The organism is Pseudomonas sp. B424, from assembly GCF_055408345.1.
Genome location: NZ_JBUZTL010000003.1, coordinates 167825 through 185262 on the forward strand (window position 1 = coordinate 167825; position 17438 = coordinate 185262).

A 17438-nucleotide genomic window follows, 5' to 3' on the forward strand; every position below is an offset into this window, starting at 1 on the left:
GTGGGAGCGGGCTTGCTCGCGATGCAGGCGGCGCGGTCTGCCTGCATGACCACGGCGATGCCATCGCGGGCAAGCCCGCTCCCACAAGGGTGGTTATGTTGCCCATAAAAAATCCCGGCACCTGGCCGGGATTTTTGTTCAGCGCATTGGCTTACGGCACCAATTTGTCCAGCAACGCCTTGTCACGTACCGCGCCCTTGTCGGCGCTGGTGGCCAGCAAAGCGTAGGCCTTGAGGGCGGTGGTGACTTTGCGTGGGCGGATTTCTACCGGCTTCCAGCCTTTCTTGTCTTGTTCAGCACGGCGTGCCGCCATGTCTTCGTCGCTGATCATCAGGTTGATCGAACGGTTCGGAATGTCGATCAGCACTTTGTCGCCGTCCTGCACCAGACCAATTGCGCCACCGGCCGCCGCTTCTGGTGAAGCATGGCCGATGGACAGGCCCGAAGTACCGCCCGAGAAACGGCCATCGGTCAACAGGGCGCAGGCTTTGCCCAGGCCCTTGGATTTCAGGTAGGACGTCGGGTAGAGCATCTCCTGCATGCCCGGGCCGCCTTTGGGGCCTTCGTAGCGGATGATCACGATGTCGCCGGCCTGTACTTCGTCAGCCAGAATGCCGCGCACGGCGCTGTCCTGGCTTTCGAAGATCTTGGCGTTGCCTTCGAATACGTGGATCGACTCGTCGACACCCGCGGTTTTCACCACGCAGCCATCCAGCGCGATGTTGCCGTACAGCACGGCCAGGCCGCCTTCTTGCGAGTAGGCGTGCTCGACACTGCGGATGCAGCCGCTTTCACGATCGTCGTCCAGGGTTTCCCAGCGCGTCGACTGGCTGAACGCGGTTTGCGTCGGGATACCGGCCGGGCCTGCCTTGAAAAAGGTGTGCACGGCTTCGTCATCGGTCTGGGTGATGTCCCACTTGGCGATGCCTTCGGCCAGGGTCTTGCTGTGTACGGTCGGCAGGTCGGTGTGCAGCAAGCCGCCACGGGCCAGCGAGCCGAGGATGGAGAAAATGCCGCCGGCGCGGTGTACGTCTTCCATGTGGTACTTCTGGATGTTCGGCGCCACTTTGCACAGTTGCGGCACATGGCGCGACAGGCGGTCGATGTCTTTGAGGTCGAAATCGATCTCGGCCTCCTGGGCCGCGGCCAGCAAGTGCAGGATGGTGTTGGTCGAGCCGCCCATGGCGATGTCCAGCGTCATGGCGTTTTCGAACGCCTTGAAGTTGGCGATGTTGCGCGGCAATACCGACTCGTCGTTTTCGACGTAGTACTGGCGGCACAGGTCGACGATGGTGCGGCCTGCCTGCAGGAACAGTTGCTCGCGGTCGCTGTGGGTCGCCAGGGCGGTGCCGTTGCCCGGTAACGCCAGGCCCAGGGCCTCGGTCAGGCAGTTCATCGAGTTGGCGGTGAACATGCCGGAGCACGAACCGCACGTTGGGCAAGCGCTGCGCTCGTACTCGGCAACCTTCTCGTCAGAAGCGCTGGAGTCGGCGGCGATGACCATGGCGTCTACCAGGTCCAGGCCGTGGCTGGCGAGCTTGGTTTTGCCCGCTTCCATCGGTCCGCCGGAAACGAAAATCACCGGGATGTTGAGGCGCAACGAGGCCATCAGCATGCCCGGGGTGATCTTGTCGCAGTTGGAGATGCACACGATGGCGTCGGCGCAGTGGGCGTTGACCATGTATTCGACGGAGTCGGCAATGATCTCGCGGCTCGGCAGCGAATACAGCATGCCGTCATGGCCCATGGCGATGCCGTCGTCTACGGCAATGGTGTTGAATTCTTTGGCAACGCCGCCAGCGCGTTCGATCTCGCGGGCAACCAGCTGGCCCATGTCCTTGAGGTGGACGTGGCCGGGTACAAACTGGGTGAAGGAGTTGGCAATGGCGATGATCGGCTTCTTGAAGTCGGCATCTTTCATCCCCGTGGCGCGCCACAAAGCGCGGGCACCGGCCATGTTGCGGCCGTGGGTGGAGGTTTTCGAACGATAGTCAGGCATGGAACAACTCCGGGCGGCTAATCAGGTAACAAACAGGGAAGTGAGCTTCTAATGAATGACAGACCACACAGAAAATGACTACGTGTCCGCAAGCTGCCGTGAACGCTGCGGGATCGCCGCGCGCCTGGGCCTGAGCTCATAAACCCGCCGGGGATGATTGGCGATGAATGCGTCGATTCTACACGGCTGGTGGCGCGATGGAATGATTCGAGAGTGCTGGAAATGAAGGCAGCACTACATCCTGTGCACAGACCCCGGCAGGAAGCTGCGAGTCCCGGATGACTGGCCCCTACAATGGGCGTTGATCTTTAGTTTTTTCCGGCAGGGCATTAAGTAAGTCAGCGCTTGTCTTTAGATAAGAACAATCATTTGCCATAGGGATTCTGGATGCTAACCCTCAACCGCTCCGTAAAAACCAGCCTCGCCATTGGCCTGGTGCAAGGGCTTTTACTCTGGCTGGCCAGTGTTCTGACCGAGCCGGGCATCAAATATGCCGTAGTGACAGCGGCACTGGTCGGGGGGATCAACCTGGTGTTGCTGGGCGAGAACATCCGTCTGCGCGGCACCGCCTGGCTGGTGCTCGGGCTGACCGCCGTGATGACCGCGATCAGTGCCTGGGTATTTGGGGGCGGGAACGACTTTTGGCGCTACAGCAATTGGCTGACCGGCAGCTGGATCAGCTTCGGGGTGGCCATTACCTATATATGCACGGTTTTTATTCTGGGTTGGCCGACCCGTGAAGGTCGCTTCCCGCGTTATGAGGATTTGTTCCGCCATGCCTGGGACACGGTGTTTATCGTGTTGCTGGGGTTGCTGCTCAATGGGGTGTTCTGGGCATTGATCCTGCTCTGGGGCAGCCTGTTCAAGATGCTCGGGGTTGTGGCGCTCAATAAGCTGTTTGCCACTGACGGGTTTGTCTTCATCAGCTCGGCAATGGTATTTGCCCTGGGCCTGCAGATGGGCCGCGACAACGATCGTGTCATTGGCCTGTTGCGCGGCATTCTGCTCACGCTGTGCCGCTTCCTGCTGCCTCTGAGCGCGCTGATTGCGATTGTCTTTACCTTTGCCCTGCCCTTTAGCGGGCTGGAGCCGATCTGGGATACGGGCTATTCGACCCCGATCATGCTGTGTCTGGTGGCCGCCAATCTGTTTTTGCTCAATGGCGTGTTTCAGGAGGGGGAGCAGGGCAGCGGTTATCCGGTGTGGTTGCTGCGCACGCTGGATCTTTGCTTGCTGTGTTTGCCGGTGCTAGTGGTGTTGGCGGGGTATTCGAGCTGGTTGCGCATCGAGCAATACGGCCTGACCCCGACCCGTTTGCTGGCGATGCTGCTGGTGGGCGTGATGCTGGCTCACTGTGTGGCGGCGGTGTGGGCCGTGGTGGTGCCGCAACGTCAGTGGTTGTGGAGTTTGCGTGCCAGCAATCCTGCGATAGCGCTGGTCTGTGTCGTGTTGTTATTGGCGATCCACACGCCCTGGTTCAGCCCTTTCCAGTTCAGTGCCAAGAATCAGGTTCAGCGCGTTCTCAGCGGTAAAACGCCGGTTGAGGCCTTCGATGCAGACACCTTGCTCTATAAGTTGGGCCCTCAGGGCAAGCAGGCATTTAACGCGTTGTTGGCGCAAGTTGAGCAAGGTCAGGTGCTGGGCGAGCCTGCGCGGCAGATGTTGTTGAGCAGACTCAAGGATGCACAGGCACGCAAGGGTGAGGGTGAGCCCAATAATCGGATGCTGGAGTGGATCGGGCCACCCGTGGCAGGTAGCGAGCAGTTCGAGGCTCTGGGAATGCAGGGCCATTTGTGCCGGTATCCGGGATGCGCGATGTGGGCTGTCGATCTGGATCAGGACGGACAGGCCGAAGTGCTGCAATTGCCCAAGCAGAAGTGGTCTGGCCCGCTGTACTTCTTCAAGCGAGATGCTCAGGGGAAATGGCAGCGTGCGGGTATGTTCGAAGTCGACGACAATCCGCTGGAGTTGGTTGAGCTGATTCGTGCAGGTGAGGTGAAGGTGGTGAAACCGCGCTATCAATCGCTGCGGTTTGGCGGTGAAGAGCTGAGCCCCAGGCCTGATCGCTCACCAGAGCCTTGAAAACCCTGTAGCCGCTGCCGAAGGTGGCGGCTACAGGTCGGGTGCCAGCTTACTTAGCTGTTAGGCAGCAAACGGCAGGTGATGCTCTTGATGTAGCGCGTTTCTGCGATGGCCGGGTGCACCGGGTGATCCGGGCCCTGACCGCCGCGTTCCAGCAGCTGGATGTTGCGATCCAGGTGGCGGGCGCTGGTCAGCAGGATGTTTTGCAGGTCGTCTTCTGGCAGGTGCATCGAGCACGATGCGCTGACCAGAATCCCGTCCTTGCTGAGCAGGCGCATGGCTTGCTCATTCAGGCGACGGTAGGCACCTTCGCCGTTTTTCAGGTCTTTTTTGCGCTTGATGAAGGCAGGCGGATCAGCAACGATCACGTCGAAACGCTCTTCGTTGGCCTTGAGCTCCTTGAGGGCTTCAAACACGTCGCCTTCCATGCAGGTGACTCTTTCTGCAAAGCCGTTCAGCGCGGCGTTGCGTTCAACACCGTCCAGGGCGAACGACGAAGCGTCGACACAGGTCACTTCGCTGGCGCCGAACGCTGCAGCCTGAATACCCCAGCCGCCGATGTAGCTGAACAGGTCCAGGACCTTCTTGCCCTTGACGTACGGGGCCAGACGGGCGCGGTTCATGCGGTGGTCGTAGAACCAGCCGGTTTTCTGGCCGGCCATGACCGGGGCTTCGAACTTCACGCCGTTCTCTTCCAGGGCAACCCACTCCGGCACCAGGCCGAACACGGTTTCGACGTAACGCTCAAGGCCTTCGGCATCGCGGGCGGCCGAGTCGTTCTTGAACAGGATGCCGCTAGGTTTGAGCACTTGGACCAGGGCTGCGATCACGTCGTCCTTGTGCTGTTCCATGGTGGCCGAGGCCAGCTGAACCACCAGGATATCGCCGAAACGATCGACTACCAGGCCAGGCAGCAGGTCGGAATCGCCGAACACCAAGCGGTAGTAAGGCTTGTCGAACAGACGGTCACGCAGGGACAGAGCCATGTTCAGGCGGTGAACCAGCAGCGACTTGTCCAATGGCAGCTTGATGTCACGCGACAGCAGGCGGGCGCAGATCAGGTTGTTCGGGCTCATGGCCACGATGCCCAGCGGCTTGCCGCCGGCGGTTTCGAGCAGCGCTTGGTCGCCGGCCTTAAAACCGTTAAGCGGGGTGGTGGCTACATCGATTTCGTTGCTGTAGACCCACAAGTGGCCGGCGCGCAGGCGTCGATCGGCATTGGCTTTAAGGCGCAGGCTTGGCAGGGACATGACGTCGCTCCGGGTATTGAAAAGGGCGCGATTATAGCCTTAGACGTAACCTCGAGGCTTGGCTGATTCACCGCATTGCGTCGGATCACGGAGCCAGTGGCGCAGAAAATTCCGCTAGAATCGCCTGCTATTCCAGAGTACGGAGCCCCCATGCCTGAATTACCTGAAGTCGAAACCACCCGCCGAGGCATCGCCCCGTACCTTGAAGGGCAGCGGGTCAGTCGGGTGATTGTGCGCGAGCGCCGTCTGCGCTGGCCGATCCCTGAAGACCTTGATGTGCGCCTGTCCGGGCAGCGCATTGTGCTGGTTGAACGACGGGCCAAATATTTGCTGATCAATGCCGAAGTCGGGACGCTGATCAGTCATTTGGGCATGTCGGGCAACTTGCGACTGGTGGAAGCCGGGCTGCCTGCGGCCAAACACGAGCATGTGGACATCGAACTGGAGTCCGGGATGGCCTTGCGCTACACCGACCCGCGCCGATTCGGGGCGATGCTCTGGAGCCTGGACCCGCTCAACCATGAGTTGCTGGTGCGCCTGGGGCCCGAGCCGCTGACGGATCTGTTTGACGGCGATCGCCTGTTCCAGCTGTCGCGCAAGCGTTCGATGGCGGTCAAGCCGTTCATCATGGACAACGCCGTGGTGGTGGGAGTGGGCAATATTTACGCGACTGAAGCGCTGTTTGCTGCCGGAATTGATCCGCGTCGCGAGGCCAGGAGTATTTCCCGGGCGCGCTATTTGAAGCTGGCGATTGAGATCAAGCGGATTTTGGCAGCAGCCATCGAGCGTGGTGGTACTACCTTGCGCGACTTTATCGGCGGAGATGGCCAGCCCGGCTACTTTCAGCAAGAGCTGTTCGTGTACGGCCGGGGCTATGAGCCGTGCAAGGTGTGCGGTACAGAGTTGCGTGACGTCAAACTGGGCCAGCGCGCGAGCGTATTTTGCCCGCGTTGCCAAAAGTAGCCGTAATCAACAGGGCAGGGCTCTTGTGGGAGCGGGCTTGCTCGCGAGGCGGGCAACGCAGTCTGTCGGGTAAACCGCGCGGTGCAGCCATCGCGAGCAAGCCCGCTCCCGGCGAAGACGAATCAGGCCTTGCCGGTAATTGCCCGGTACTTTTCCATCAGCTGTTCTTCGGTTTCCGGGTGGGCTTCATCCAGCGGGATGCAGTCGACCGGGCAAACTTGCTGGCATTGCGGCTCGTCGTAATGGCCGACACACTGGGTGCACAGGTTCGGATCGATCACGTAGATCTCTTCGCCCTGGGAAATGGCAGCGTTCGGACACTCGGGTTCGCAGACGTCGCAGTTAATGCAATCGTCGGTGATGATCAGGGACATGGGTACTCCGGCCGGGGCGGTTGGCCCGGGCAACTGAAATCGAATGCGGCAATTGTGCCGCATTGGCGCCCGCAGTGCACGCGGGCGCCGCTTCAGCGGTTATTTCTTGCGAAAACGCTCGGTCAGTGCTTCGGCCACAACCGGGTGCACAAATTTGTTGATATCGCCGCCTAGCGCTGCGATTTCACGCACTAACGTCGACGATATAAACGAATAACGCTCTGACGGCGTGAGGAACAGGCTTTCGACATCGGGGGCCAGTTGGCGATTCATGTTCGCCAGCTGGAACTCGTATTCGAAGTCTGACACGGCACGCAGGCCACGCAGAAAGACATTGGCGTTCTGTTCTTTGGCGAAGTGCGCAAGCAGCGTCGAGAAGCCGACCACCTCGACATTGGGCAGGTGCTTGGTGACTTCACGAGCCAGCTCCACCCGCTGTTCCAGGGGGAACAGGGGGTTTTTCTTGGTGCTGGCAGCGACAGCAATGATCACGTGATCGAACAGGCGCGATGCGCGTTCGACCAGATCGCCATGGCCCTTGGTAATAGGGTCGAATGTACCTGGGTACAACACTCGGTTCATCGCGTCGTCCTGGCGGGAATCCGTTGGGGAGTCGGATGGTATCGCAGCATTCCCGGTCGGCCAAGTCGCCATTCGAAGAAGAAAGCACTATAGACGCGACGGATTTACTGCTTTTTCATGAATTTTTAAGGCGCTCGGCCAATTGTGTCGCAAGTTTTGCCGTTAGCCCGTACACCGATAATTGTGGGTTGGCACCAATGCTGGTGGGGAATAACGAGCCGTCATGGACCGATACATTGCGCAATTGATGATGGCGCCCGAGGCTATCGGTGACAGACATTCGTGAATTTTCCCCCATCGAACATCCGCCCATCACATGGGCACTGGCCAGGCGTGTCCGATACAACTCAAGGCTCAAACTGTCGATTCGGTCACGGGTTGCGCCCAGGCTGTTCATGTATTGCGCATCGCTGTGCAGCGGCATGACGGCACTGGCGCCCGCCGCAAACTGGATTTCGGCCATGCTGTGAAAGGCGCGTTTGAGGCCCTCCCAGCCGTAGGGCGTGAGGGTGTAATCGAGCACCGGGCTGCCATCGCCGCGCAACTCCACACTGCCCCCGGGACTGTCGGGGTGAAAACCGTCGCGCATCAGCGCCAGCATCATGTGGGTATTGGGCAGTTGGGCCATCAGTTCGGCGCTGGTCTGGCCAAGGCGGGCAAACAGGGTGGCGGCCAGTGCCGGATGCAGCGGGGGCACTTCGAGTTTGTAGCCCATAGGGCCTGTGGGGCCGTCTTTCCATTGAAAATGGTCGGAGTAAATCGACTGCGGCGCACCGTAAAAAGGATTAATAGCCGCAGGGAATTGCGCAGCAGAGAAGTTGACCAGATGCAGAAATGTGCGTTTGCCCAGTCGTCTGTGCGGGTCGGGTGCGTCGGAGCGCATCAGCAGGCCGGGTGTGTTGATACCGCCGCCCGCCAGTACGTAATGTCGGGCCTTGACCGTTATGGTGCGGCCATTGGGTGCCACGCAGCGGTTGTCCATGGCCTGGCATTCCAGGCCGGTGACCTGGTCGCCACTGATCAATAGCCGATGGGCTCGGGCCAGATACAGCAGCTCGCCGCCTTTTTCGAGGGTTGCGGGTATGGTGGTGACGAGCATGGATTGCTTGGCGTTTGTCGGGCAGCCCATGCCGCAATAGCCCAGATTCCAGCAACCGCGCACGTTGCGTGGAATCACGTGCCAGCTGTAGCCGAGCTTTTCGCAGCCATTGCGGATCACTTCGTTGTTGGCGTTGGGCGGGACGAGCCAGGGTGCGACGCCAAGGCGCTGCTCCATCTGCTCGAACCAGGGGGCCATCTGTGCTTCGCTGTGGCCGATGACATCATGCTCGCGTGCCCAGTGCTCCAGGGTGGGCGCCGGGGTGCGAAAACTCGAGGTCCAGTTGACCAGCGTGGTTCCGCCTACAGCGCGGCCTTGCAGAATGCTGATGGCGCCGTCCTTGCTCATGCGCCCGATGCCTTCCTGATACAGGCTGGCGTAAGCCTCATCTTCGAGCAGCTTGAAGTCGCTGCTGGTCTTGAGCGGGCCTTCTTCGATCAGCAGCACCTTGTAGCCGGCAGCGCTGAGGATTTCAGCCGTGGTGCCGCCACCCGCGCCGCTGCCGACGATGGCGACGTCAGCCTCCAGGGTCAAATCGCTGTCGAGTTGCGAGCCATCGTAGACTTTCCAGCCTCGGGCCAGGCCTTCGCGGAACGGATCGGGTACGGGCATGGGCGTTACTCTAAATGAGTGTGGGATCTTGTGTGGGAGCCGGTCAGTCAAACCTTTGGCGGCCCCGGATAGCCGCACGCGGCCCATGCCTCGGGTCGCTCATACCAGCTCATCATCACCAGTTGCAGCAGCGAGCTGTGGCCCATACGCAGCAGGCTCAGGCTGCTGTTCTGCCAGCGCTGCAGAAAATGCCGGATCTGCTCGGGAGTGGCGTTTTCCCAGCGGCCCCAAACCCCGGTCAACGGCCCGCGTGTGACGGGCATGGCCAGCACATCGAACAGTTGCTGAGTGAGCGAGAGCAGCCCGGGTGACAAGTGATTCAGGTTGTCGTCCAGTTTGTGCAACGTGGCGTTTGCCGCGCCGGGCATGGAAGGGGTGGCGACGCTGCCGAGCAGCATGACCGGGATCAGCGCCCGCAAAAAAGCCAGGTCGCTGCTGCGCAGGACGGCAAAGCCGCGGGCGCTGCTGCTGGCCGAGCACCCGCTGAGGCTGGCGCTCAACCCGGCGGTTGCCAGTAATGCACTGGCACAGACGCCAACCCTTAACGCGCCGCGCCGGGAGAGCAGGGCGTTTTCGACATGGATTTCAGTCATGGTCAGGGCTCGGCTAGCGGATAAACAGCTTCTGGATCAGGCGCCCCAGCTGCCGGCCATAAGGCGGGTAGATCATCAGCGAGCTGTTAAGGCGCTGTTTGATTAGCACGCCCTTGGCTTTGCTGAAGGTCAAAAAGCCTTCGTGGCCGTGGTAATGCCCCATGCCCGAGTGGCCAACGCCCCCAAAGGGCAGGTCGTCGATGGCCACGTGCAGCAGCGTTTCGTTGATGCTCACACCGCCTGAGTGGGTGTTATGGACGACGTGCTGCTGTTCGGTCTTGTTGTAGCCGAAGTAATAAAGCGCCAACGGGCGAGGCCTGGCGTTTATGTAGGCCAGCGCCTGTTCCAGGTGGGTGTACGGAACAATGGGCAGCAGCGGGCCGAAGATCTCGTCCTGCATCACCTGCATGTCGTCGTTTACATCCAGGATCAGGGCGTGGGGCATGCGCCGCCCCTGGCCCTGGTCGTACAACGGGATCAGGCGAGCGCCCTTGAGTGTCGCGTCCACTTGTAGCCGTTCAAGTCGCGCCAACTGGCGTTCGTTGATGATTGCGCTGTAGTCCGGGTTGTCGATCAGGGTCGGATAGAAACTGTGGATGGCCTGGCGATACGCTTCAACAAACCCTTCGATCCGGTCCTGTGGCACCAGTACGTAGTCCGGGGCGATACAGGTTTGCCCGGCGTTCAGGCTTTTGCCCCAGGCAATGCGCTGGGCCGCGTCTTTGAGCGGCACATCGGCCGAGACGATGGCCGGCGATTTTCCGCCCAGCTCCAGGGTCACCGGTGTCAGGTTTTCGGCCGCTGCCCGCATCACCAGTTTGCCCACGTGGGTCGAGCCGGTGAACAGCAGGTGATCGAACGCCAGGCCGGAAAACGCCACGCCCACATCGGCTTCGCCCAGCACCACGGCCACCATGTCTTCGGGGAAGATGCGCCCCAGCAGATCCTTGAGCAACAGCCCGGTGGCCGGAGTGAATTCGCTGAGTTTAAGCATGACCCGGTTACCGGCGGCCAATGCCCCGATCAAAGGGCCCATAGCCAGGTACAACGGGTAGTTCCACGGCACGATGATCCCGACCACGCCCAACGGTTGATACACCACCTTGGCGCTGGCGGGCTGGAACGTCATGCCTACGCTGCGTGACGAAGGTCTCATCCAGCGTTTGAGGTGTTTGAGGGTGTAATCAAGGCTGTGCAGGCTTGGCATCAGCTCGGCAAACAAGGTTTCGTCGGGGCAGCGATGGCTGAAATCCTGGCTGATGGCGTCGATCAGCACTTCGCGTTCGCGGCTCAACAACTGGCGCAGGCTTTTCAGCCATTGTTGACGTTGCGCAAGCGGCGGGAACGGATGAGCGGCGTAGGCCTTGCGTTGCATGTCGAGCAGGGAATGAAGATCGCTCTGCAGGGCTGAGGCGTCATGAGGGTGGGCGCTGTCGACAGGCATGGTTGCTCCAGGCTGATTTCTTATGAGTTGTTATTTTGTGAGAGCAGTAAAGCTTCTAGAGCCTATGCTCTAAATTGTCAATCGCAGGGCCTGCCGTCCGTGTTGTTTATCGATATGAGGTTAGGCCGTAAGATGCCTTTCGTTTTTAATTTAAGCCCAAGCCCATGGCCAAACGAATAAAAACCATCCAGCGCATCGCCGCCAACAGCCTGGAGCTGTTCAACCAGCTGGGCGAGCGGAGTGTCAGCACCAACCACATTGCGGCTCACATGGAGATTTCGCCGGGCAATTTGTATTACCACTTCCCGAACAAGCAGGCGATTATCTCTGTCCTGTTCAATGAGTATGAGTCGCTGGTGTTGAGCTTTTTGCACCTGCCAGAAGGCCGTTTGCCGAATGTGGATGACAAGCGTCTTTATTTGCAGCAATTGCTGGATGCCATGTGGCGTTACCGTTTTTTGTACCGCGATATCGAGCATCTGCTGCACAGCGACACGGAACTGGCCACCCGCTACCGACGCTTTTCACAGCGTTGTCTGGCTCAGGCGCAGGCAATTTATGCGGGCTTCGTCGAGGCCGGGATCATGCGCATGACCCCCCGGCAAATCGAATCCCTGAGCCTTAACGCGTGGATCATCCTCACCTCCTGGGTCGGCTTCTTGTGCTCGACCCGTGAAAACAGTGAGCAGCTCAGTGAGGAGGCGATCAAGCGCGGGGGTTATCAACTGCTGGTGCTGGAGTCGGGCTTTGTCACTGACCAGGCCCGTGAAGCGGTCGATGAATTGACCAAGCAATACTATGTCCCTCTGGAAAATGCGCTGTACGCTCAATAACTGCATTTCACCCCCTCACAGGAGTTCACTATGCCCGTTGCGCAATTGATCAGCCCTCAAGCCCTGAATGAACGTCAGGCGCAGCCCGGTCTGATTATTCTGGACTGTCGCTTTGCCCTTGAAGACCCGGACTACGGTCGTTGCAGTTATGCCGAAGGGCATATTGCCGGCGCGCAGTTTGCCGATCTTGAGCGTGACCTGAGCGGGCCTGTGGTCAAGGGCGTGACCGGCCGCCACCCGTTGCCCGACGCGCATACCTTGCTTGAGCGCCTGCGCACCTGGGGCGTGAACGCCGACAGTGATGTGGTGCTGTATGACGATGGCCCGGGCGCCTTTGCCGCCCGGGCGTGGTGGTTGCTGACCTGGCTGGGCAAGCGCGACGGCGTGTTTATTCTCGATGGCGGCCTCAAGGCCTGGCATGCCGCGGGTTTCCCCCTCAGTCTGGATGCCGTTGCCCTGCCGCGCGGTGATTTCGATGGCAAGCCCGACAAACACTTGCTGCTGGATGCAGAGCATCTGCAAAAGCACCTGGGCGACCCGGGCCTGACCTTGATCGATGCGCGCGCGCTGCCACGTTTTCGCGGCGAAGTTGAACCCATCGATCCTGTTGCCGGGCATATCCCGGGCGCGCAATGTGCCGCCTTCAGCGAGAACCTCGACAGCACGGGGCGTTTTTTGCCTGCCGAACAGCTCAAGCAACGCTTTGCCGAGAAACTCGCCGGCCGTTCACCTGAAGAACTGGTGGCTTATTGCGGTTCTGGCGTAACCGCTTGCCACAACCTGTTTGCACTGGCGTTGGCGGGCTATCCGCTGGGCAAGCTGTATGCGGGGTCGTGGAGTGAGTGGATCAATGATCCGGCGCGGGGCATTGCGACCGGCGATTGAACCGGGTACCCCCATGGGAGGCTGGCACTGGCCAGCCGATACACGCCGTGAGTAGTTCGCCGCTGTGACCCGCGTTCCTTACGCAGACTCAAGCCGCAGCGCGGCCAGCCATTGCGGAATGCGCCGCTCAAGGTAGTATCCCGGTTTTGTTGGCGTGCCCTCCAGAAATCCGACATGCCCGCCTTTGGCGTGCAGCTCCAGCTGTGTGCAGGCGGACAGTTCGCTGGCTTCGGGGATGCTGTGCTTGAACACGAAGGGATCGTCTTCGGACTGGATAATCAGCGTCGGAGTGTTGATGGCGCCGAGGAAGTAACGGCTGGAGGCACGGCGGTAATAATCATCGACATTCATATAACCGTTGAGCGGGGCGGTCACGCGGTCGTCGAACTCCCAGAACGTGCGCATTTTAGTCAGCGACTTTAGCGAGCCCAGCTTGTCCAGCGTGGCCAGGTCCTGGTGTTTTTTATCGAGCTGAAACTGACGTTTCTTGTCTTTGACGCAGGCCACCAGTTCACGCATGAAGTGCGCCTGATACACCCTGGAAAACCCGAGGCCGATGCGGTCGGCACACTGGTCCAGGCGAAATGGCACCGACACCGCGACGGCGCCTTGCAGGCCACTGTCGCTGCCGCTCTCGCCCAGGTACTTGAGCAACACATTGCCCCCCAGCGAATAGCCCACGGCGTACAGCGGCGACAGTGGGTGCCTGGCGCGTAAATGAGCAACGGTTTCGGCCAGGTCTTCGCTGGCGCCCGAGTGATAGCTGCGGGTCAGCAAGTTGGGTTCGCCCGAACACCCTCGCCAGTTGAGTGCCGCACTGGTCCAGCTCAGGGCGGCGAGGGCTTTTTGCAGCCCGCGCACATAGTGCGAGCCCGATGATCCCGTCAGACCGTGCAGTACCAGCACCACCGGCGCATAGGCCGAAGGCGTGCCATGCCAGTCCATGTCCAGGAAATCGCCATCCTTCAGCCAAATGCGCTCACGCCGGTGCTCGATGGCGGGTTTGGTACGCCAGAGCGGCCCCCATAACGTTTGTACGTGGGGGTTACTGAGGCCCAAAGCCGGGCTGAACGGTTCAAGGGGCGATGTATGGTGAGTCGAAAAAGGCACGTGGGTTCTCATCGGGTGACAGGCACGGCGGGGTGTCTGAATTGCCACATAATGACATTGCGTTAGTGAGATAGGGAGAGTTGAAACGGGGGGAGGGGAGCGGGTGAAGTGGGAACTGGCAGGCCAGCTCCCACAGGGAGTTACAGATTACTCGGCGCTGGGTGCCTGAACCGCTTCGCGCTGCCAGAGTGCGTAATTCACGCCCCCGGCTTTTTGCTCGCGGTGCAGGCGCCAGTTGGCGGGCAGGCCGAGTTCCGAAGGGCGGTTTTCGCTTTCGGTGTAGACCCATGCATCGTCCGTCAACCAGCCGCGCTGTTCCAGCAAGTCGCAAGCCGGCTTGAGCAGGTCCTTGTTGAACGGCGGGTCGAGGAAGACGACGTCAAAGGTGTCGCTCGGGGTGCCGTCCAGGTAACGCAGGGCGTCGGTCTGCTGCACTTCGCCAACGGTGCAGCGCAAAATGCCCATGTTTTCGCGAATGTTGGAGATTGCTTCGCGGTTGCTGTCCAGGGCTACGCCCTTGGCTGCGCCGCGGGACAAGGCTTCGAGGAACAGTGCGCCGCTGCCGGCGAACACGTCCAGTACCTTGGCGCCGATGATATCCGGGGCCAGCCAGTTGAACAGGGTTTCACGCACGCGATCGGGCGTCGGGCGCAGGCCCTCTACATGGGGGAAGTCCAGCTTGCGGCTGCGCCATTCCCCGCCAATGATGCGTAACTGACCCGCACCTGAGTGCGATGTGTTTTTTGGCTTTGCCATTAATGCTCCGGAACCCCAAGAGGTTGCTCTGAAGGTTTGTCGGTAGGAGGTGGCAGTGGTTTTTGCGGCACGGTTGGGCCGGCAGTCACTACGACCATTTTGTCGGCGCTCAGGTGCTTGTTCATGGCGTCCTTGACCTGATCGGTGGTCAGGTTTTGGGACTGCTGCATGAAGGTTTCCAGATAGTCCAAAGGCAAATCATAGAAGCCCATTGCGCCCAGTTGGCCGACGATGGCCGCGTTGCTGGCAGTGGACAGCGGGAAGCTGCCCGCCAATTCACGCTTGGCATCGTCGAGTTCTTTTTGCGTCGGACCATTTTTCAGGTAGTCGGCCAGAATGTCTTGCACCAGTTTGAGCGTACCTTCGCTCAATTCGGCACGGGTTTGCAGGTTGATCATGAACGGGCCACGGGCCTGCATCGGGCTGAAGCCGGAATACACGCCGTAGGTCAGGCCGCGCTTCTCACGCACTTCAGTCATCAGGCGTGTACCGAAACCGCCGCCGCCCAGGATGCTGTTGCCCAGCGCCAGCGCTGCATAGTCGGGGTCGTCACGGTCGATACCCAGCTGAGAGAACAGCAAGTGGGTCTGTTTGGACGGGAACTCGATATGGGTTGCGCCCGCTTTGGGCTCGACCGGTTGCACTGTCTTGGCCACCGCCGGGCCTTTAGGCAGTGCGGCCGAGACTTGGGCCGCAATGGCTTCGGCTTCGGCGCGGGACAGGTCGCCAACGATTGCGATCACCGCGTTGCCGGCAGTGTAGGCCTTGTTGTGGAAGGCTTTGAGCTGGTCGATGGTGATCGAGGTGATGCTTTGGGCATTGCCATCACTGGCGTGGGCATACGGGTGGTTGCCGTACAGGCGCTTGAACAGCTCATCGCTGGCCAGTTTGCCAGGGTTTTGCTTCTGGAACTCAAAGCTTGCGAGCAACTGGTTCTTGATTCGCGCCAGTGAATCGGCCGGGAACGTTGGCTTGCCCACTACTTCGGCAAACAGGTTGAGCGCCGGGGTACGTTTGTCTGCGTCGCTCAGGCTGCGCAGCGACACGACGGCCATGTCGCGATAGGCGCCGTTGCCGAAGTCTGCACCCAGGCCTTCAAAACCCTCGGCGATGGCGCCGACATCCTTGCCGGCCACGCCTTCGTTGAGCATGGCGTTGGTCAACAGGGCCAGACCCGGGGTGTCGTCGTCCTGGCTGCTGCCGGCGGCGAAGGTCAGGCGCAGGTCGAACATCGGCAGTTGCCGGGCTTCGACGAACAGCACCTTGGAGCCTTCGGCGGTTTTCCAGGTTTGTACGTTCAGTGCACGGTGGCTGGGTGCCTTGCCGTCGAGTTCGGCCAGGGATTCGAGTTTGTGCTCAGCCTTGGCCTGATCCAGAGCCTGACTGGCAATGGAACGGTCCGGGCTGATGAAATAGTAGCCGAGTACGCCAGCCAGTACGGCAGCGGTCAGCCCGAGCAGGGCGTAGCGGGGACCTTTACGCTCACTCATGGGTTTTCTCCTCGGGCAGTACGTGCGCAACGCTGAGACGGTCGCGGGTGAAATAGGTGCGGGCGGCCTGCTGGATATCGGCCGGGGTGACTTTTTGCAGGTCTTGCAGTTCGGTGTCCATCAACTTCCAGGACAGGCCGACGGTTTCAAGCTGGCCAATTGAGGTGGCCTGGCTGGTAATCGAGTCGCGCTCGTAAACCAGGCCGGCAATCACTTGCGCACGCACGCGCTCCAGCTCTTGAGCCGTAGGAGGCGTTTTTTTCAGGTCATCAAGCAATCGCCACAAGCCTGCCTCGGCCTGGGCCAGGGTGACTTTTTTCTGGCTGTTGGGCATCGCCGAGAGCATGAACAGGCTGTCGCCACGGGTGAAGGCGTTGTAGCTGGACGATGCGCCGGACACCAGCTCTTCGCCGCGCTCCAGTTGCGTCGACATGCGGGCGCTGTAGCCGCCGTCCAGCAGGGCCGAGATCAGGCGCAGCGCATTGGCGGTGACCGGGTCTTTGGCCGTGGCGATGCTCGGTACGTTAAAGCCCAGCATCAGGCTTGGCAGTTGGGTCTGTACGTGGATCTTGAGCAGGCGCTCGCCAGGGGTGGCCAGCTCCAGCGGGACCTTGGCAATGGGTACTGCGCGTTTAGGAACAGGGCCAAAGTAGCGCTTGGCCAGGGCTTTGACTTCGTCCGGAGTGACGTCGCCAACCACCACCAGTGTGGCGTTGTTTGGGGCATACCACTCTTCGTACCAGTCACGCAGTTCGCCAACGCTCATGCGCTCCAGGTCGACCATCCAGCCGATGGTGGGCGTGTGGTAGCCACTGGACGGGAAAGCCATGGCGCTGAAGAGCTCGTAGGCCTTGCTCATGGGCTGGTCATCGGTGCGCAGGCGGCGCTCCTCTTTAATGACCTCGATCTCGCGTTTGAACTCTTCTGGTGGCAGACGCAGGCTGGCCATGCGGTCGGCTTCAAGTTCGAAGGCCACACCCAGGCGGTCGCGGGCCAGCACCTGGTAATACGCGGTGTAGTCATCGCTGGTAAAGGCGTTTTCCTGGGCTCCGAGGTCGCGCAGGATCAGCGAGGCTTCACCGGGGCCGACCTTGTTGCTGCCTTTGAACATCATGTGTTCGAGGGCGTGGGACAGGCCGGTCTTGCCCGGGGTCTCGTAACTTGAGCCGACCTTGTACCAGACCTGGGACACCACCACGGGTGCACGGTGGTCTTCGCGCACGATGACTTTAAGGCCATTGTCCAGACTGAACTCGTGGGTAGGCTGCGGTTCGGCCGCCAGGGCCGAAAGCGGGAGCAAAACTGTGCTGAGCAACAGGCCAGCAGCGCGTCGGGCTAGAACAATCATTCGTTTTTAAACCTGTTG

The 17438-nt window shown here is 60.5% G+C and carries 15 protein-coding genes; 4 read left to right on the forward strand and 11 right to left on the reverse strand.

Annotated elements, in window-relative coordinates; all coding sequences use genetic code 11:
• Positions 1-151: 151 nt before the first annotated feature.
• Positions 152-1999 carry a dihydroxy-acid dehydratase gene (gene ilvD / locus ACZRMS_RS05490; protein ID WP_463994445.1) on the reverse strand — a complete coding sequence of 616 codons (1848 nt, stop codon included), beginning with the start codon at positions 1997-1999 and terminating at the stop codon, positions 152-154.
• A gap of 387 nt (positions 2000-2386) precedes the next feature.
• Here ilvD and ACZRMS_RS05495 point away from each other — a divergent pair, with 387 nt between their 5' ends.
• Positions 2387-4081, forward strand: coding sequence for a DUF4153 domain-containing protein (locus ACZRMS_RS05495; RefSeq protein WP_463994446.1), 1695 nt, complete (start codon positions 2387-2389; stop codon positions 4079-4081).
• Positions 4082-4134: 53 nt separating this feature from the next.
• Here the strand turns inward: ACZRMS_RS05495 and ACZRMS_RS05500 are convergent, their stop codons facing one another.
• Positions 4135-5331 (reverse strand): class I SAM-dependent rRNA methyltransferase, encoded by a 1197-nt coding sequence (locus ACZRMS_RS05500; RefSeq protein WP_048361284.1) that lies wholly within the window; start codon positions 5329-5331, stop codon positions 4135-4137.
• Between the two features lie 150 nt (positions 5332-5481).
• On the opposite strand from ACZRMS_RS05500, the gene mutM reads away from it, so the two are divergent.
• Positions 5482-6294 carry a bifunctional DNA-formamidopyrimidine glycosylase/DNA-(apurinic or apyrimidinic site) lyase gene (mutM, locus tag ACZRMS_RS05505; protein WP_463994447.1) on the forward strand — a complete coding sequence of 271 codons (813 nt, stop codon included), beginning with the start codon at positions 5482-5484 and terminating at the stop codon, positions 6292-6294.
• Positions 6295-6416: 122 nt separating this feature from the next.
• On the opposite strand, the gene ACZRMS_RS05510 is transcribed toward mutM, so the two are convergent.
• The 5 genes from ACZRMS_RS05510 to ACZRMS_RS05530 all read right to left on the reverse strand — a co-directional run bounded on the left by ACZRMS_RS05510 (position 6417) and on the right by ACZRMS_RS05530 (position 10998).
• Complete coding sequence (locus tag ACZRMS_RS05510; protein ID WP_016782613.1) at positions 6417-6668, reverse strand: YfhL family 4Fe-4S dicluster ferredoxin; 252 nt, start codon at positions 6666-6668, stop codon at positions 6417-6419.
• Between the two features lie 99 nt (positions 6669-6767).
• Positions 6768-7250: a pantetheine-phosphate adenylyltransferase gene (coaD, locus tag ACZRMS_RS05515; protein ID WP_048361282.1), complete on the reverse strand. Its 483-nt coding sequence runs from the start codon at positions 7248-7250 to the stop codon at positions 6768-6770.
• A gap of 115 nt (positions 7251-7365) precedes the next feature.
• Positions 7366-8961, reverse strand: coding sequence for a GMC family oxidoreductase (locus tag ACZRMS_RS05520; protein ID WP_463994448.1), 1596 nt, complete (start codon positions 8959-8961; stop codon positions 7366-7368).
• A gap of 47 nt (positions 8962-9008) precedes the next feature.
• Positions 9009-9554, reverse strand: a complete 546-nt coding sequence (locus tag ACZRMS_RS05525) for a twin-arginine translocation pathway signal protein (protein WP_463994449.1) — start codon at positions 9552-9554, stop codon at positions 9009-9011.
• Between the two features lie 13 nt (positions 9555-9567).
• Positions 9568-10998 (reverse strand): coniferyl aldehyde dehydrogenase, encoded by a 1431-nt coding sequence (locus ACZRMS_RS05530; RefSeq protein WP_463994450.1) that lies wholly within the window; start codon positions 10996-10998, stop codon positions 9568-9570.
• Positions 10999-11162: 164 nt separating this feature from the next.
• On the opposite strand from ACZRMS_RS05530, the gene ACZRMS_RS05535 reads away from it, so the two are divergent.
• Complete coding sequence (locus ACZRMS_RS05535) at positions 11163-11831, forward strand: TetR/AcrR family transcriptional regulator (RefSeq protein WP_463994451.1); 669 nt, start codon at positions 11163-11165, stop codon at positions 11829-11831.
• 30 nt (positions 11832-11861) lie between these two features.
• On the forward strand, positions 11862-12716 hold the full coding sequence (locus tag ACZRMS_RS05540; RefSeq protein ID WP_463994452.1) for a sulfurtransferase: 855 nt from the start codon (positions 11862-11864) through the stop codon (positions 12714-12716).
• Between the two features lie 78 nt (positions 12717-12794).
• On the opposite strand, the gene ACZRMS_RS05545 is transcribed toward ACZRMS_RS05540, so the two are convergent.
• From ACZRMS_RS05545 to ACZRMS_RS05560, 4 genes are all read right to left on the reverse strand, one after another.
• Entirely contained in the window at positions 12795-13826 is a 1032-nt protein-coding gene (locus ACZRMS_RS05545) for a hydrolase (protein ID WP_463994453.1), read from the reverse strand.
• A gap of 147 nt (positions 13827-13973) precedes the next feature.
• Positions 13974-14582 (reverse strand): 16S rRNA (guanine(966)-N(2))-methyltransferase RsmD, encoded by a 609-nt coding sequence (gene rsmD, locus ACZRMS_RS05550; protein WP_048361274.1) that lies wholly within the window; start codon positions 14580-14582, stop codon positions 13974-13976.
• Positions 14582-16072, reverse strand: coding sequence for a M16 family metallopeptidase (locus tag ACZRMS_RS05555; protein ID WP_463994454.1), 1491 nt, complete (start codon positions 16070-16072; stop codon positions 14582-14584). The genes rsmD and ACZRMS_RS05555 overlap by 1 nt, the downstream gene beginning before the upstream one ends.
• Positions 16065-17420, reverse strand: a complete 1356-nt coding sequence (locus ACZRMS_RS05560) for a M16 family metallopeptidase (RefSeq protein WP_463994455.1) — start codon at positions 17418-17420, stop codon at positions 16065-16067. Before ACZRMS_RS05560 ends, ACZRMS_RS05555 begins: the two co-directional genes overlap by 8 nt.
• Positions 17421-17438 lie beyond the last annotated feature (18 nt).

Excerpts from the sequence above, each read along its gene's own strand:
- ACZRMS_RS05500 (WP_048361284.1), bottom strand. The coding sequence starts at position 5,331 with ATGTCCCTGCCAAGCCTGCGCCTTAAAGCCAATGCCGATCGACGCCTG.
- ACZRMS_RS05520 (WP_463994448.1), bottom strand. The coding sequence starts at position 8,961 with ATGCCCGTACCCGATCCGTTCCGCGAAGGCCTGGCCCGAGGCTGGAAA.
- ACZRMS_RS05535 (WP_463994451.1), top strand. The coding sequence starts at position 11,163 with ATGGCCAAACGAATAAAAACCATCCAGCGCATCGCCGCCAACAGCCTG.
- ACZRMS_RS05495 (WP_463994446.1), top strand. The coding sequence starts at position 2,387 with ATGCTAACCCTCAACCGCTCCGTAAAAACCAGCCTCGCCATTGGCCTG.
- ACZRMS_RS05540 (WP_463994452.1), top strand. The coding sequence starts at position 11,862 with ATGCCCGTTGCGCAATTGATCAGCCCTCAAGCCCTGAATGAACGTCAG.
- rsmD (WP_048361274.1), bottom strand. The coding sequence starts at position 14,582 with ATGGCAAAGCCAAAAAACACATCGCACTCAGGTGCGGGTCAGTTACGC.
- ACZRMS_RS05525 (WP_463994449.1), bottom strand. The coding sequence starts at position 9,554 with ATGACTGAAATCCATGTCGAAAACGCCCTGCTCTCCCGGCGCGGCGCG.
- ACZRMS_RS05555 (WP_463994454.1), bottom strand. The coding sequence starts at position 16,072 with ATGAGTGAGCGTAAAGGTCCCCGCTACGCCCTGCTCGGGCTGACCGCT.
- ACZRMS_RS05510 (WP_016782613.1), bottom strand. The coding sequence starts at position 6,668 with ATGTCCCTGATCATCACCGACGATTGCATTAACTGCGACGTCTGCGAA.
- coaD (WP_048361282.1), bottom strand. The coding sequence starts at position 7,250 with ATGAACCGAGTGTTGTACCCAGGTACATTCGACCCTATTACCAAGGGC.
- ACZRMS_RS05560 (WP_463994455.1), bottom strand. The coding sequence starts at position 17,420 with ATGATTGTTCTAGCCCGACGCGCTGCTGGCCTGTTGCTCAGCACAGTT.
- mutM (WP_463994447.1), top strand. The coding sequence starts at position 5,482 with ATGCCTGAATTACCTGAAGTCGAAACCACCCGCCGAGGCATCGCCCCG.
- ilvD (WP_463994445.1), bottom strand. The coding sequence starts at position 1,999 with ATGCCTGACTATCGTTCGAAAACCTCCACCCACGGCCGCAACATGGCC.
- ACZRMS_RS05530 (WP_463994450.1), bottom strand. The coding sequence starts at position 10,998 with ATGCCTGTCGACAGCGCCCACCCTCATGACGCCTCAGCCCTGCAGAGC.